Annotated in this window: 11 protein-coding genes; 3 read left to right on the forward strand and 8 right to left on the reverse strand. The window is 74.0% G+C overall.

Annotated elements, in window-relative coordinates:
* Positions 1-83: 83 nt before the first annotated feature.
* From fxsT to ACFVZW_RS33695, 7 genes are all read right to left on the reverse strand, one after another.
* The gene (gene fxsT / locus ACFVZW_RS33665; RefSeq protein ID WP_384529583.1) at positions 84-3,110 is read right to left on the reverse strand and encodes an FxSxx-COOH system tetratricopeptide repeat protein; all 3,027 of its coding nucleotides are present in this window, start codon (positions 3,108-3,110) and stop codon (positions 84-86) included.
* Between the two features lie 58 nt (positions 3,111-3,168).
* Positions 3,169-4,449, reverse strand: a complete 1,281-nt coding sequence (locus tag ACFVZW_RS33670; RefSeq protein ID WP_384529586.1) for an aKG-HExxH-type peptide beta-hydroxylase — start codon at positions 4,447-4,449, stop codon at positions 3,169-3,171.
* 75 nt (positions 4,450-4,524) lie between these two features.
* On the reverse strand, positions 4,525-4,746 hold the full coding sequence (locus tag ACFVZW_RS33675) for a hypothetical protein (protein ID WP_384529588.1): 222 nt from the start codon (positions 4,744-4,746) through the stop codon (positions 4,525-4,527).
* Positions 4,747-4,896: 150 nt separating this feature from the next.
* A complete protein-coding gene (locus ACFVZW_RS33680) occupies positions 4,897-8,064 on the reverse strand; it encodes an SAV_2336 N-terminal domain-related protein (RefSeq protein WP_384529591.1) in 3,168 nt (1,055 codons plus the stop codon).
* Between the two features lie 7 nt (positions 8,065-8,071).
* The gene (locus ACFVZW_RS33685) at positions 8,072-9,079 is read right to left on the reverse strand and encodes an AAA family ATPase (protein ID WP_384529594.1); all 1,008 of its coding nucleotides are present in this window, start codon (positions 9,077-9,079) and stop codon (positions 8,072-8,074) included.
* A gap of 109 nt (positions 9,080-9,188) precedes the next feature.
* Positions 9,189-11,375: a trypsin-like peptidase domain-containing protein gene (locus tag ACFVZW_RS33690; RefSeq protein ID WP_384529597.1), complete on the reverse strand. Its 2,187-nt coding sequence runs from the start codon at positions 11,373-11,375 to the stop codon at positions 9,189-9,191.
* Complete coding sequence (locus ACFVZW_RS33695) at positions 11,372-11,782, reverse strand: CU044_2847 family protein (protein WP_384529599.1); 411 nt, start codon at positions 11,780-11,782, stop codon at positions 11,372-11,374. The genes ACFVZW_RS33690 and ACFVZW_RS33695 overlap by 4 nt, the downstream gene beginning before the upstream one ends.
* Before the next feature lie 141 nt (positions 11,783-11,923).
* On the opposite strand from ACFVZW_RS33695, the gene ACFVZW_RS33700 reads away from it, so the two are divergent.
* Positions 11,924-12,106, forward strand: a complete 183-nt coding sequence (locus ACFVZW_RS33700) for a DUF6104 family protein (RefSeq protein WP_037695221.1) — start codon at positions 11,924-11,926, stop codon at positions 12,104-12,106.
* A 54-nt stretch (positions 12,107-12,160) separates the two neighbouring features.
* Here ACFVZW_RS33700 and ACFVZW_RS33705 read toward each other — a convergent pair whose 3' ends face one another.
* Positions 12,161-12,976, reverse strand: coding sequence for a hypothetical protein (locus ACFVZW_RS33705; protein ID WP_384529601.1), 816 nt, complete (start codon positions 12,974-12,976; stop codon positions 12,161-12,163).
* A 147-nt stretch (positions 12,977-13,123) separates the two neighbouring features.
* Here ACFVZW_RS33705 and ACFVZW_RS33710 point away from each other — a divergent pair, with 147 nt between their 5' ends.
* Both ACFVZW_RS33710 and ACFVZW_RS33715 read left to right on the forward strand, forming a co-directional pair.
* A complete protein-coding gene (locus ACFVZW_RS33710) occupies positions 13,124-13,984 on the forward strand; it encodes a DUF4097 domain-containing protein (RefSeq protein ID WP_384529604.1) in 861 nt (286 codons plus the stop codon).
* A 1-nt stretch (position 13,985) separates the two neighbouring features.
* A complete protein-coding gene (locus ACFVZW_RS33715) occupies positions 13,986-14,945 on the forward strand; it encodes a helix-turn-helix transcriptional regulator (RefSeq protein ID WP_384529606.1) in 960 nt (319 codons plus the stop codon).
* The last annotated feature ends 159 nt before the right edge of the window (positions 14,946-15,104 follow it).

A 15,104-nucleotide genomic window follows, 5' to 3' on the forward strand; every position in this document is an offset into this window, starting at 1 on the left:
GGGCGCGGCCGCCCATTCTTCGCCCCCCCCCGCCGCCCCCCCCCCGCCGGCCGCCCCCCCCCGCCCCTCCGGCGTGTCCGGGGTCAGCCGAGGTTGGCCTCGAAGTCCCAGTAGGGGCGGTTGCGCTGGCGCGCCGACAGGGTGTGCGGATGCTGGGCGCCCAGGGTCCTGGTGAGGGTGAGCAGGGCGTCCTCCTCCAGCTTCCCCGCTTCCTCGACCTCGCGGAGTCCCCGCAGGTCGGTGGCGAGCGCCACCTGGCAGGACAGGGTGAGCGGGTGCTCGTTGCCGAGCGTGTGCCGGGCACGGCGCAGGGTCTCCCGGCTGAGTTCGGCGGCGTCGGCGACCCGCCCGTTGAAGTTGCGGGCGGCGGTCGCGTTGAGGGCGCAGCCGAGGGCCCAGGGGTGGTCGGGGCCGAGGGAGGCGGTCAGACCGGCGAGCGCGCCCTCCAGCATGGCCAGGGCGTCGGCGCGTTCACCGGAGGCCTGCATGACGAGCGCGGTGTTGGCGAGGACGCCGGTGGCGACGGGGTGGGCGGGGCCGAGGAGCGTACGGTAGCCGGCCTCGGCCTCGTTGCTGAGCTCCCTGGCGTGGTCGAGGTCGCCGTGCTCGCGCAGGTAGTTGGCGTAGTTGTTGATGGAGGAGAGCGTGGAGTAGTGGGTGCGGCCGTGCACCTGCTCCTGCTGTTCGAGCAGGCTGGCCATGGTGGCTCCGAGGTCCTGCTGGAAGCCGCCTTCGCGACGGCGGCACAGCGCGAGCTGGGCGCGGGCGTAGAGGGTCTGCAGGTGCTGCGGCCCGAGGACCTGGACGTGCACCCGGACGTTGGCCTCCTGGCGGGCCAGCGCCTCCCGGTAGTTGCCGAGCAGGCGCAGGTCCTGGGCGACGGCGTTGCTGGAGTTGAGGGTGTGGGCGTGCCGGGTGCGGAGCACGTTCTCGCTGCGGGCCAGCGATGCGACGTCCTGGTCGTACGCCTCCCGGTAGCGGCCGAGCATCCGCAGGACGACGCCGAGGTTGTGACCGGCGACGAGGGTGAGGAACTCGGTCTCGCCGAGGAGCCGCTGCGCCTCGGTGTACGCCTCGCGCTGGATCCGTTCCGACTCCTGGTACTGCCCGAGGAAGCGCAGGTCGCTGGCGATGGAGACGGCGGATCGCAGCGAGCCCAGCTCGTCCCTGGTCTCGGCGGCGTTGAGCCGGTCGCGGACGGCGATGTCGAGTTCGTAGGCGTCCCGGAAGCGGCCGAAGGCACGCAGGATGTAGCTCTCCTGGATGGTGAGTTCCAGCATCTCGTGGCTCACCGGGTCCATGAACGTGGACCAGTGGTCCCGGATCTTCTCCGCCAGGCGGATTCCGGCCCGGAACTCGGCGCTGCGGAAGCAGTAGCGCAGGCAGTTGAGCACGGCGGTCTGGACGCGGGGGTTCCGGCTGGCGAGGGCGCCGGACGGCTCCAGGTGCGGCAGGAGTTCGGCGTACCGGGGCCAGTGCCGGCTGTCCATCGGGTTGCCGGGGTCGGCCTCGGCGAGGAGGGTGCGGACGGCCTTGCGGTGGGCCTCGCGGTGTTCGCCGTCGGTGAGCCGGGCGACGATGTCGTGGACGAGCCGGTGCATGTGCACGGACTCCTGGTGCGGTCCCACCTCGACGCTGGTGACCGGGCCGCGTGACTCGCGGCTGAGCACCGAGTAGTTGACCAGGGTGTCCAGGGCGCGGGTCCAGGCGGGCAGGTCGGTGACCATCCAGCGGAGGTCCTCGGGGAGGTCCGCCTGGGGGTAGGCGCGGACGATGCCGAGGGGGATGCGGCCGGGGGCGAAGGAGGCGCACAGGCTGAGCACGTCGATGGCCTGTGGCTGGGCGCGTCGGAGCCGGTTGATCAGTATCGACCAGGAGGTGAGCGAGGCGTTGGGGAAGCCGTCGCTCGACGGCTCGTCCACGGTGGAGAGCCGCCCGTCGCGGACCATGCGCAGATACTCGGGCACTTCCATGCCGGACTCGCCGAGCCAGGCCGCGGCCTGGACGAGCGGCAGGGGTACGTCGCCGAACTCGGCGGCGACCTCGTCGGCCTCGGGTGCCGAGATGTGCGGGGCGCGGCGCATGAGGTAGCCGGTGGACTCGGCGCGGTCGAAGCTCGGCACTTCGAGGATGTCGGTGTGGTCGCCCCAGCCCCGGTTGCGGGAGGTGATGAGCACATGGCCGGGGCCCTGGGGGAGCAGCACGTTGGCGCCGTCCGTGTCGTCCCAGCCGTCGAAGATGATCAGCCAGCGGGCGTGCGGGTCGCCGCGGCGCAGGGCTTCGCGGACGGCGCGGATGCGCTCACCGGGTTCGTTGCCACTGGACAGGCGCAGCTCGACGGCGAGTTCGCCGAAGCGGTCGCGCTGGATGTTGCGGTCGTCGGAGTTGACCCACCAGATGACGTCGTAGTCGGGGCTGAACCGGTGGGCGTACTCGGCGGCGATCTGGGTCTTGCCGATGCCGGACATGCCGAGCAGGGTGCAGGCGGCGCTGCCGCGCTCGGCGTCCATCAGCCGTTCCTGGAGCTCGGTGAGCAGGTCGTCGCGGCCGGTGAAGCGGGGGTTGCGGCGCGGGACCTCGCCCCAGATGTCGGGCGGCGTCTCCGGGTAGCGCACCAGCGAACCGGGCGGGACGCGGCGGCCGGCCGAGCGGCGCGGTTCGATGCCGAGCCTGCTGAGCAGCCGCGCCTCGGCCTCCTCCTCGCCGACGCCCCAGAGGCTGACCGGTTCGAGGACGGCGGTGGCCGGGAGGAGCGTGCGGTTGGTCAGGTTGACGGCGGCGAACCGTTCGGCGTTGGCGGCGACGAAGCCGCGCAGCACGTCGTTCCATTCGCCGGCGGCGCGGGGGCCGAGCTGGAAGAACCAGTCGTCGAGGACGAGCAGGACCTGCCCGCGGGCGAGCAGCAGGTCGCCGAGGGAGTCCTCCAGCGCCGACTCGCGCGGGGGGTCCCAGCGCAGGGGCGTGGTGCGCACCCCGTGGGCTTCGAGGCGCTGGCCGATCCAGGCCGACCACGGGCGGTGGTAGCCGGGGAAGACCACGAGGACATGCTCAGGCGCGGCCCTTCCTCCGTACTCCGCCGCTGCGCCGCCACCCGACCGCTGTTCCGCCATCTGTACGTCTCCCGTCCCGCTGCCGCGCAACGCAGTGTCATGCGCCCTTGGCACAGTGTTACCCAGCCGCCCTCGGGGCCGCGCCCAGGCTCGCGTGGTGCAGCCTCATTTGATGGACGAACTCCCGCCCCTCACTGGTCAGTTCATCTGATTCAAGCAGGATCGCCAGAGCCTCATCCACCTGATCGTGGAAACGGTCGAACTGCTGCCCCGCGCTGGTCCGCCAGGGTGTCGACACCCCCTCGGCCGTGGCCGCGCGCCGCCACAGATCGGTCAGGGCCAGATGGGCGTAGGCGCCGTGGAGCACGCCCGCGATGGGCCTCGGATCGGACCGCCAGCCGACCCGGTGCACGGCGGCCCGTCCCGGCAGGTACAGCGGCACGAGCTCGTGCAGCGTGGCCAGTTTGCCGTGGTGGACCTCGTGGACCAGGGTCTCGGCCATGTCCTGCGCCCCGGAGGGCAGGGAGGTCAGCACGGCGCCCGGAGCGACGCTCAGCGTGGCCCCCGAGGAGCCCGGGCCACGAGGGACGAGCGGCACGAGCGCGCGGACCGAGCGGCGCACCTCGGCCGCCCTGGCGGGGTCGGTGCGCGCCAGCAGGTCCTGAGCGGATCGCCAACAGGCGGACCAGGCCGCCCGGTCGGTCACCGCGTGGTCCGATCCCGCACGGGCCGGGCTGCCGATACCACCGGGCGGCACCCGATAGGGGTCGAGGTCGTCGAGGCGGGCGGCCGAGCCGCTCAGGACCCGAAGCCCGGCCCATCCGGGCCCCCATCCGGTCAGCGCCCCGGTCCGCCGGTCGGCGAGCACCAGGACGACGGGCGCCCGGCCCGTCAGTCCCTCGGAGTGGATCCGTACGATGCGGGCCCCGGCCCGGATCCGTACGCGCCCGCCGCCCCTCGCCCGCAGCCTTCCGACACCGGGCAGCGAGAGGAACCCGCCCGGGGCGTCGACGGTGACGTCGAGGGGCGAGCCGGACCGCAGGGCGGCCGTGACGGCGAGGATGTCGAGCCGGGCCAGATGCCGGTCGAGGCCCGGCCCGAGCGGCTCCATGAGCGCGGTGGCCAGCCAGGTGCCGGTCGTGGGGTAGTCGAGCACGTCGCGGACCACGCCGGGATGACGGCCTTCGACCCGCTCCAGCAGCTGCCAGGATTCGGCGAAGCGCTGGAACGCGGCCGCGTCCACGGCGTCGCGGTGCCGGTGGACCCGCACCGACAGGGCCTTGAGCAGCAGCAGACGCCGGGCGTGCAGGGTCGAGCGCAGCAGGGAGGCGCTACGGGTCGCGGAGCGGGTGCGGGCCAGCTCCGCGAAGGCCGCGGCGTGCGGCGGGGCGAGGGTCATCCTCGCCTCCCCGGCCGGACAGCGGACGTCCGTCCGCTTCTGACCGGAAACAGGTGGTGGAGACGGCCTGCGCGGTCAATGACCGCCGCCCGATGTGCAGTTGTCGACGAGGGCGCCCTCGTTCCAGGACTCGGCAAGATCCCGGGGCTGCCACAGGACCCGCTCGACGGCCACCGCCAGCTCCGGATCGTCCATGAAGCGCAGTGTCCGCAGGTCGACGGCGGTGAGATCGGGCAGGTGCGGCGGGCGGCCCGCACCCTTGTCGACACCGGCAACCCACTCCATGTGCTCCAACACGCTCGGCTCCTCCCCACCGACGCCAGTCCCCCACGGTCGTAGCGGCTGAGCGGTTCTTCCCGACGCCAGGAAGCCAGAAACCCGTTCGACTCAACTGCGCCCATTCACGCCCCCGTTATCCAGCCGTTCTCGTAGCGCCTCTCCGGCGGTCTAGCCGGCCGTGTCGCTCCACGCCCACCACGGCGGCGCGATCCGGCGGCGGTCCTCGCCGGAGAGCCGGGCCTGCGGCGGACCCTGGTCCCTGCTCACCTCCGCGAGGAGCGCCCTGGTCCGTTCGACATCGCTCCAGTCCACCTCCACCAGCGCGGCCGTGAGCCGCTGCCACTGCTCGGCCGACGCCCGGAGCACACTCCTCGCCCCGCCCGTGCGGCCCATGAGCCACAGGACCGCCGCCTGCGCATGCAAGGCGCGCGCGCCGGTGATCGTGCCGGGCATGTCTCCATGGGCGGCCCGGGCGTCCTCCCAGGCCCGTTCGTAGGCCGTGAGCGCGTCACCGAGGACACCGTCCCTGGCCGACTCGCTCAACTCCAGTCTCACCCGTCCCAGTTGCAGCCATACCTCGGAGCGCAGGGCGATGTCCCGGGTGGTGCGGGCGGCCTGTTCCAGCAGATGGCGGCTCTCGTACAGGTCGGGCAGGAACCCGGTCCGGTGGAAGCGCAGGGCCAGCACGCTGCCGATCAGGATCCCGGCCCGGGCACGGTCAGGCGCCCCGGCCGGGAGCCGGGTGAGAGCCTCGCGCAGCACGCTCTCGGCCCGGTCGACGGGGGCCTGACCGGGGGCGGCCGCGGCGCGGCGCATCAGTGACTCGCCCCAGGTCATCAGGATCCGTCCGCGCTGCTCGCTGTCGGCGGGCGCGAGCAGGGTGGCCTCCTCGTAGGCGGCGTCCGCGGCCGCTCCGTCGCCGGCCGCGTCGTGGAGCCGGGCGAGCGCCCTGGTCCAGCGCAGCCGCAGGGACGCACCGTCACCGAGGAGCTCTCCCGCCCGGCCGAGTACGGGGGTGATCTCGGCCGGGTCGGCGCCGGCGAGGTGCAGGGCGTCGGCCAGGTCGAGGAGCGCGGGGCCGCTCTCCCGGAGGGAGAGCGCGGTGGTGAGCTCGGCGGCCGCCGCCGGTCCGTCGCCGCGCGCGAGGAGCAGCCGTCCGCGGCGCAGATGGAGGGTGTGGTGGTGGGCCTCGGGCCAGTCCGGCACGTCTCCCGTCAGCGCGGCGAGGGCCTCGTCCAGGTGCCGGGTGTCGGCGGTGTGGCGCCACAACCCGTGGTGTGCCACGGCCTGTTCGAGGCGCGCCTCGGCCCACTGGGCACCGCCCTGCTCGGCGAGGCCCGCGGCCCGTTCCAGTTCGGTCAGCGCGCGGGTGAGCAGGTCGTGGCGGCGTTCGGTGCCCTGGACGGCGGCGGTGCCGGACTCCGCGTACAGCACGCGTCCGAGCAGGATCCCGGCCTCGACGGGGTGCTCCGTCAGCGCGGCCTCGGCCTGTTGGCGGGCCCGGGTCAGCAGCGAGGGGTCGGACTGGCTGCGCCACTGGTCGAGCAGCCGTCGCGCCGCGGCGAGCGGGTCGGGGGTGATCAGGTCGGGGTGGTAGAAGCGGAGCACGCGCGCGGGGATACGGGCGAAGAGCTCGGGCTCGGTGCCCACCGGGCCGGTGGGTTCGTCGGTCTCCTCCACCGTGCCGGGGACGGCCGCCGGGTCTTCGGTGGGCCGGCCGGCCAGTCCGGCCGCCGCGAGCGCCGGGAAGTTGCGCATCCCCTGGCCGAAATTGCGCTCCACGTACTCGGAGCAGTGCTTGAGCACGAGCGCGGCGGCGCTGCGGTCCAGGGAGCCGAGGAGGTGCTGCTGGACACCCGGCGGATAGCTGAAGCACGGGTACGGGGACGGGCCGGGCAGCTGCCGCAGCAGACCGCTGAGCAGGACCTCGGCGAGCTCCATGGGGCCGGTGTCGGGCAGCATCGCGCGCTGCACGAGCTGCATGACGGGAAGGGCGAGCGGGGCGGCGGCGAGATGGACGGCGAGCCGCACGGCGCCGGGCGAGGCACCGGCCGTGAAGGCGCGCAGCAGTTCCTCGTCGCTGCGCGGGACGCGGGCCCGGCCGGGGCCGGCGTCCGGCGCGGCCCCCCGCAGCACCTCGGGGGCGATCATCGCCGCCCAGCCCCGGATCGCGCCGGAGCCGTGGCCGGCGTGGAGCCGCGCCCAGGAGGCGAACGCCTCGGGTGTGGGCGTGAGCACGGGCACCGCGCGCGTGTCGGGGGCGACCGGCTCCCAGGGCTCCTCGTCCGGCTGGAAGCCGGTGTGTCCGCCGGGGGCCGAGGGGCGCAGCAACAGGCCCGGCTCGACGGACAGGGCGGTCCGTGGCCAGAGCCTCGGGGGCAGCGGCTGGACGAGGGCGAGCGGGGACTGCCGGGGCCACTGGTGGATGAGCCGCTGGGCCGCTCCGCGCTGCCAGAGAGAGCCGACGCAGTCGCTGACGATCAGGGTGAGACGGCGGCCGGTGGGGTCGTGGAGCTGGTCGCCCGAACGCAGCCGGGGCCGCCCGTCGGCCCCCGAGGTGGTGGTGACCCGCGGCGGGCCCTCGCCCGTGTCGTACAGCCGGTGGACGCGGACGTCGCGGAAGGCGCCGGACTGCTGGCAGGCCTGGCGCAGCTCCTCCACCATCCGTGTCCAGACGACCATGGCGGGGCCGGTGTCCATGAGGAGCTGGATGTCGGGGCGACGGCCGGCGGCGGCGCGCAGGACGGGGGTGAGGATGCCGGCGGCGGCGCTGCGTTCGGCCGTGGCCTCCTCGTCGAGCAGGCCCTCGCCGGGCCGGAGCGGGAAGTGGGCGTAGTGCCGCAGCGGGCGGAGCGCCTTCTGGAGTCCGAGGAGACCGGGCAGGGCATTGGCACCGGGCGCGCGGACGGGCAGGTTCCTGCTCCGGTCCGTACGGCGACGGAACGCCTCGCCCTCGCCGGGGTCCCGGGGACGGGTGTACAGCGAGAGGCCGACGGTGTCGGAGGCGCGGACGGGCCGCGTTCCGTCGTCGGCGCCGGTGCGCGTGCCCGGCTCCCGGTCCCGTTCGTCGCCGATGCCCGTACCCGGAGGGTTACGGGCACCTGCCGCGTCGCCGCCGCCGACCATGGCCGGATCTCGCCCCTCCGTCTGCTCCTCGGGGCGTAACGGGTCTTCCGACCGGTCCACGGACCGGTCCGCCGCGGGGTCCTCCGGATCCGGGGAAGCACTCGGCAGCCACTGGGCGAGCCAGACGGCGTCCGCGACCTCCTCGGCGGTCGGCTCATGGCCGCCGGCGCGCAGTCGGCGGGTGAGTTCTTCCAGATGCATCCGGTGCATCCGGCCATCACCTCGGCTGATCGAGCGGCTGCATGAGCATGTCCGCGATGCGTTCCCGGGTCACCCGCTCGGTGCGCGGGGCGTGCTGGGTCAGGTAGATCGCGTTCAGGAGCTGGTCGGTGGCGATGACCTCGCCGGGGTCGCGGTTCAGGAAGCGGCTCACCAGGCCCTCCTCGCCCGCGGCGGCCTCCGGCCCGAGGTGGGCCTCGATCATGGCGCCCAGCTGCTCCTCGCCCGGCGGTTCCAGCTCCAGGCGGATGCAGCGGCGCAACAGGGCGGCGGGGAAGTCCCGTTCGCCGTTGGAGGTGAGGACGATGAACGGGAAGGTCGAGCAGCGGATGCGGCCGCCCTGGACGGGCACCTTGCGGCCGTCGTCGTCGAGCACCTCGACCACCGGCTCCCGGTCGGCGAGCCGCTCCAGCTCGGGGATGCCGAACTCGCCCTCCTCCAGGGCGTTCAGCAGGTCGTTCGGCAGGTCCAGGTCGCTCTTGTCGAGCTCGTCGATGAGCAGGACCCGGGGCTGTGCGGAGGGGAGCAGCGCGGTGCCGAGCGGCCCGAGCCGGATGTACGAGCCGATGCCGGCCGGAGTCGCGGCCGGCACCGTCGATCCGGCCTGGGCGCGCTCCAGTTGGACGTCCTGGAGCCGGCCGATGGCGTCGTAGCGGTAGAGCCCGTCCTGGAGGGTGGACCTGCTGACGATGGGCCAGCGCAGCACACGGCCGAGGCCCAGCTCGTGGGCGACGGCGTGGGCCAGGGTGGATTTGCCCGTGCCGGGGTTCCCGGTGACCAGGAGCGGCCGGCGCAGGTAGAGGGCCGCGTTGACGGCGTCGGTCTCGGCGGGCCTGGGGTGGTGGTTCTGGACCAGGCGGCGGCGCACGCCGAGCCGCCGGTCACGGCCGGCGAGGGTGTCGTCGGCTCCTCCGGTGGAGAAGTCCCGCCAGGGCGGCGGGGCGGGCAGCCGCCGTATCTCGTCATGCGGGTGGCCGGCACCACGGTAGATCCGCCAATCGTTCACGATGAACTCCTCCTGGCTGTGGTGTCGTGGCCCGGCGCGTCGAAGGTACCGCCCGCCCATGGGCGCGGCCGACTCGAATTCCGGACGATTTGTCCCGGTGTTCGCGGGGTCACCAGCTCTCCTCGCCGAGCATCGGGGGGCCCTGGAGCGGAGCTTCGTGCGGGGGGCGGTCGGGCGGGTCGAACAGGACGGCGAGAGTCGAGGCCCAGGCGTGCTCGGAACGGGCGGCCGGCGGATCGTCCCCCGTGCCGGTGCCGGCGGCCGTCCCGTCACTCGTCCCCGCGGCGATGCCCGCGCCGGTGCCGGTGGCCGCGTTCGTCGCCGCGTTCATGTCCGGGTCCGGGTCGAAGTCGTCGTACGCGTCGGGGTCGGCGTCCGCGTCCGCGGCCACGCGCTTCCGTAGCGAGAGAACCGGCGCATGCAGCGCTTCGGCCCTGCCCGCCCCGGCGAGCAGCCGGCCGGCCCGCTCGTGGAACTCGACGCAGTCCGCGTGATCATGGGCGCCACTCCGCCACAGCGCGATCGGGTGGCCGGCGGCCAGTGCGGCGGCCATCGCCTTGAGCCCTTCGCCGCTGCCCACCTGACCGCAGAACACGGGCACGGAGCCGTCCTCTGCCTCGGAGAGCCGCACCCACGCCTGCCGCGGGGTCTCCCGTCGGATGCGCGTCGTGTGCGCGTCCCGCCCCGCGCCGAGCGTCTCGGCGCGCAGCGGGACGGCCTTGAGGGGCCCGAGACCTGCCGTACGCCACCGCTTGTGCCACTCGGGAGCAGGCGGCCGCTCGTTTCGGGCCCGGTCCCGGATGACGACGATCCGGCGCTGACCGAGGGGCAGCGAGCGTTCGTCGAAGAGCTCGTCGTCGGGCGAGAGCCGCCAGGTGTCGAGGGGTTCGTCGAAGAGTTCGCGCGGCAACAGGGCCTCGACGGCGGCCAGATGCTCGCCGCAGTCACCGAGGGCCAGCGCCTTGGCGAGCGGCTGCCGTAGGGTCTCGTAGAGCCGTTCCCGCTCGACCCCCACGTCGTTCCCGTCCACCGGCCTGATCGTGTGTCCGTCGAAGAGCAGCTTGACCCGCCAGGGGAACCGGTTCACATAGCGCGGGGAGTCGATCTCGATCAGGACGTCGGCCCGTGAGCCGGCGTCCGGGGCCGCATGCGGGCCGCCGCGCCGCCCGCGACCGAGCAGCCCCGCGATCGTCTGCCGGATGACGAGCGGCGTCCCGGCCGCTGCGTCGGTGACCCACGCGCCCAGGCTCCGGATCGCCGCGCTGTCGCCGTGCCGCTCCCTGACGTGCCGGGCGACCCTGGCCGCGTACACGAGCCCGGCGTTCGGACTGAGGTCGGAGGCCGATTCCTGGTTCGGATCGTGGAGTTCCTGGAGCAGTCCGACGCCCTCGCGCCAGGTGTGCGGGGCGTCTTCCAGCAGGGGCCGGACGTTCAGACCCACCGTCAGCTCCCTCACCTCGTCGACGAGGTGCAGCACATCGCCCGGCCCGCCGGGCGGTGGCAGTTCGGCGAGCCGGCCGTACAGATGGATGCGGCGTCCGGGGTCGAGGCCCTGGACGGTGGGGGGCCGGTGTCTGATCTGTGCCCTGGTCCAGTCGGAGTCCTCGGAGAGCGAGCGGTAGCGGGCGAGGTGGTGGCGGTCGTGCTCCCGGATGACCTCGGAGAGCAGCCGGCCGCCGCGCGCCCGGTAGAGCTGCCGCAGGGAGGTGATGGGGACGGCGGCGCCCTCGTCCGCGCCGCGCCCCTTGTTGAGCCCGATGACGGCCGCGCGGTTCAGGTCGACCACCGGTCCGCCGGAGAGCCCCTTCACGGGCTGCGTCCCCCGCAGCAGGAGTGCCTCGCCGTCGACGCCGTGGATCTCGCCGACGGCGTCACGGATCCCCAGCCGGCCGGTCTCACGGGACCAGCCGTGCAGGCTGACCTGGATGGGCTCGGCGATCACGGGCATCCGCTCACTGAGCCGTACGCAGCTCACGTCCTGGACGTCGGGGACGCGGACGAGCGCGAGGTCGGGGAAGTCCCAGTCGTCGAGCTCCTGTTCCGGCACGGCGGGGCGCGGGCTGGCCAGGGCGACCTCGCCGGTCGTCACGCCGCCGTCCCAGACGATGCCGACGGCCCGCTCGCCTCTCCACACCGCGCTTCCCCCCTTTGCCACGACGTGGGCGCAGGTCAGCACCCAGCCGGGGGCGATGAAGAAGCCGGTGCCCCAGTACCGGTCGCCGTGCGGGTCATACCCGTCCCCGGGAGCCGCGATGCGTACCAGTGCGGGGCGCACGAGGGATTCGAAGGCGCTCATACGGCGCCATCGGCCGCCGGGCGGTGGTGCGGCCCGGTGTCGGGCGCCGGCGCGGGTCCGGGAACGGGTGCCGGACGGGGCGCGTGGGCCGGGTCCGAGGCGTCCGGGTCCTGGGCGGGTGCCGGGCCCGGTTCGGTCCAGGTCAGGGAGACCGAGATCGAGGCCGTGCCGCCGCCCTCGGCGAGGACGCTGATCACCTTGCCCGCCTGCGCGGACAGTTCGATGCCGAAGTTGACCGCGACCTCGACCGGCGCCTGCGGGGAGAGTCCGGCCCGCAGCGAGCCGACCACCCCGCGCACCACGTCGGTGAGTCCGCCGGCCATGGAGACGACCCGGTCGCCGATGCCGGTGTCCTGGAAACCGCCGCCCCGTTCCAGCTCGGCCGGTTCACTGATCCTGGCCCACACCGGTGTTCCGTCGTCCAGTCGAATTCGAGCGATCCCATGCGTCACAGCGGCCCCCGCTCCCCGAAACGATGATGAAGAAGGCTAGTCCCTGCCACCGACAAGCGCGAGGGGCCCGTCGGGCACACGACCTATCCTGATCGCATGTACTTCACTGACCGTGGCATCGAGGAACTGGAGAAGCGGCGCGGAGAGGAGGAGGTCTCCTTCGAGTGGCTGGCCGAGCAGCTGCGGACGTTCGTCGATCTCAACCCCGACTTCGAGGTGCCGGTCGAGCGCCTCGCGACCTGGCTGGCGCGTCTCGACGACGAGGACGAGGACGAGTGACCCAGGGGCGGCGGGCGCCGGTCGGCGCCGAATGACCGAGGGCCCTCTCCCGGGTCACTGACCGCGCAGGCGGTCGTAGACCAGGCCCAGCACCCCGTGCGCGACGAGCAGCGCCCCGGCCGCCGCCCAGCCGCCGCTGCGGCGGCCGATGCCCCAGGCGAGCAGCGGCACCCCCGCCCCGAGCTGCACCGCGCCGAGCAGCCGGGCCTTGGGGCCGCGCATGTACGGGCCGAGTCGGCCGCTCTCCACGGCGTCGAGTTCGGCGCGTACGGCATCGCGCCAGCCGTGCCATTCGAGCTGTTCGGCGCCCTGGGCCAGGGCCACCGAGCGGAGCCGGTCTGCGCTTTCGCCGGGGGTGAGCCCGGTGGGCAGGGCGAGGCCGGTGCGGGTGAGGACCGCGGTGAGGCCGATGAGCCGGGAGTGGGCGTCGGCCTCCTTGTCGGGTCCGGTGAGCGGCTCCAGGGCCTGGACGTCCAGGACGGGGTCGAGGGCGAGACGGGCCGCGAAGGTGCGCATGGCCTCGTCCTCGCCGACGGGGGTGCCGTCGGCGAGCCAGGTGTAGCCGACCGTGCGGCGGAATCCGGCGGCGAGGGTGTACCCGGCCCGGTCCGCGTCCCACCAGAGCGCGAGCACGGGCCAGGTGGCGGCGGAGACGGCCAGCGCGGTGGCCCAGCCGGTGACGACCCGTTCGACGGGTTCACTGCCGTGGAGCCAGGGCTTTCCCTCCGGGACGATGACGCTCCACTCCGTTCCCGCCGGGGCGAGGAGCAGCTGCTCCCGCAGCAACTGGGCCGGCGGACGGACGGCCGCGGGCTCGGCACGGCAGAGCAGCAGCGCCCCGACGGAGCGCGGTCCGGATGTCGCGTTCATGGCCCTACGCTAGGTCAATTTGTCCATGTACGAGGGTGAATGCCCTCGCGAACCACCGAGGAACGGGGTTGACTTCCCGGCACCGCGATATATCGTGTTCATCAAGAGACGCGATATGTTGCGTCCCCGATGCGGGAGGTCAGCACGATGACAGAGTGGTCCGTGGCGGAGCCGACGAAACTCACGCTGACCGACTCCGTGACGCGACTGCGGGTGCGCATCGTCGGCGGCACGGTGAATGTCGTGGGCACCGACGAGCCGACCGCCCGCCTGGAGGTCTCCTCCCTCGAAGGCCCGCCGCTGATCGTGACCCAGGAGGGTTCCACCCTCACGGTCACCTATGAGGACCTTCAGTGGAAGGGCGTCCTCAAGTGGCTCGACCGTGTGGGACACCGCCGCCATGCCGTGGTCTCCGTGGCCGTCCCGGCCGGCGCGGACGTCGAGGTGGGCGTGATCGGCGCCGGCGCGGTGATCTCCGGCATCAAGGGGCGTACGGACGTCCGGGGCGTCACGGGCGACACCACGCTCGTCGGGCTCTCCGGCCCGGTCCACGCCGAGAGCATCTCCGGCAGCCTGGAGGCCCAGTCCGTCACCGGAGCGCTGCGCGTGAACTCCGTGACCGGCGACGTGACGGTCATCGAGGCGGCGGGCTCCGTGAAGGCCGACACCCTCAGCGGCGACATGGTGATCGACCTCGACGCCACCGACCTGGCCGGCCCGCCCGCCGACATCCGGCTGAACAGCGTCTCCGGCGAGGTCGCCATCCGGCTCCCGCACCCGGCGGACGCCCGCGTCGAGGCGAACACGACGAGCGGCTCCGTCTCCAACGCCTTCGACGACCTGCGGGTCGCCGGGCACTGGGGCACCAAGAGCATCACCGGCACCCTCGGGGCCGGCCGCGGCACGCTCAAGGCGACGACCGTCTCCGGCTCGATCGCCCTGCTCCGCCGTCCGGACGCGGCCGCGTCCGACGACTTCGAAGCCGCCTCCACCGGAAAGGTGCTGTGACATGCCGCCCGTCTTCGCCCACGGCCGACTGCGCCTCTATCTCCTCAAGCTCCTCGACGAGGCCCCCCGCCACGGCTACGAGGTGATCAGGCTCCTGGAGGAGCGCTTCCAGGGGCTGTACGCACCCTCCGCCGGCACGGTCTATCCGCGGCTGGCCAAGCTGGAGGCCGAGGGCCTGGTCACGCACGCCACCGAGGGCGGCCGCAAGGTGTACTCGATCACCGACGCGGGCCGCGCGGAGCTCGCCGGCCGCGGCGGTGAACTGGCCGATCTGGAGCTGGAGATCCGCGAGTCGGTCTCCGAGCTGGCCGCCGAGATCCGTGACGACGTGCGCGGGGCGGCGGGCAAGCTGCGCAGCGAGATGCGCGCGGCGGCGAGCGAGACCCGGCGCAAGGACTCCTCGTTCGCCGACGCCAAGGAGGAGCTGCGCCGCGCCAAGCAGGAATGGCGGGAGCAGACCCGGCAGGCCCGCGCGGAGGCGCAGTCGGCGCGCCGCCAGGCCAAGGAGTTCCAGCGGATCGCCAAGCAGGTCCAGGACGAGGTCCAGGACCGCTTCGCGCGCGGTGACTGGCCGAAGGGCGTCTGGGAGGGCATCTCGGACATCACGGCCCAGCTGGGCGGCCTGGTCTCGGGCACGACGCACCCCAAGGCGTCGCCCCCCGAGCCGACCGCCCCCGAAGCGCCCACCGCACCGACGGCGCCCACCGCGACGGACGGCACCGGCTCCGACCGGTCGGCCGACGACGCGGCGGCACGGCAGTGGGCCGCCGACGCGGAGTCCACCGGCGACCCGGCCCGCGATCTGGACCGGCTCCTGGACCGCTTCCGCGACGACATCCGCGACGCGGCCCGCGACCACGGGGTGACGGCGACACAGCTGGCGGACACCCGCCGCCATCTGTCCACGGCGGCGGCGCACATCACCACGCTGCTGCACCGGAGCGGCGAGCAGGCCCGCTGATCCGGCACGGGGCAGCGGGAGACAAGCCCGTCGCCCCGGCGCCGGAATCAGTCCGGGGGGGGGGGGGGGGGCCCCCCCCCCCCCCCCCCCGCCCGCCCCCCCCCCCCCCGCGCGCCGGCCCCCGCGCGCGCCCGCGCGCCCCCCCCCCCCCCCCCCCCC

The organism is Streptomyces sp. NPDC059567, assembly GCF_042735655.1.
GTDB lineage: Bacteria > Actinomycetota > Actinomycetes > Streptomycetales > Streptomycetaceae > Streptomyces.

Coding starts and splice junctions, on each gene's coding strand:
- fxsT (WP_384529583.1), bottom strand. CDS start 3,110: ATGGCGGAACAGCGGTCGGGTGGCGGCGCAGCGGCGGAGTACGGAGGA.
- ACFVZW_RS33670 (WP_384529586.1), bottom strand. CDS start 4,449: ATGACCCTCGCCCCGCCGCACGCCGCGGCCTTCGCGGAGCTGGCCCGC.
- ACFVZW_RS33680 (WP_384529591.1), bottom strand. CDS start 8,064: ATGCACCGGATGCATCTGGAAGAACTCACCCGCCGACTGCGCGCCGGC.
- ACFVZW_RS33690 (WP_384529597.1), bottom strand. CDS start 11,375: ATGAGCGCCTTCGAATCCCTCGTGCGCCCCGCACTGGTACGCATCGCG.
- ACFVZW_RS33700 (WP_037695221.1), top strand. CDS start 11,924: ATGTACTTCACTGACCGTGGCATCGAGGAACTGGAGAAGCGGCGCGGA.
- ACFVZW_RS33705 (WP_384529601.1), bottom strand. CDS start 12,976: ATGAACGCGACATCCGGACCGCGCTCCGTCGGGGCGCTGCTGCTCTGC.
- ACFVZW_RS33710 (WP_384529604.1), top strand. CDS start 13,124: ATGACAGAGTGGTCCGTGGCGGAGCCGACGAAACTCACGCTGACCGAC.
- ACFVZW_RS33715 (WP_384529606.1), top strand. CDS start 13,986: ATGCCGCCCGTCTTCGCCCACGGCCGACTGCGCCTCTATCTCCTCAAG.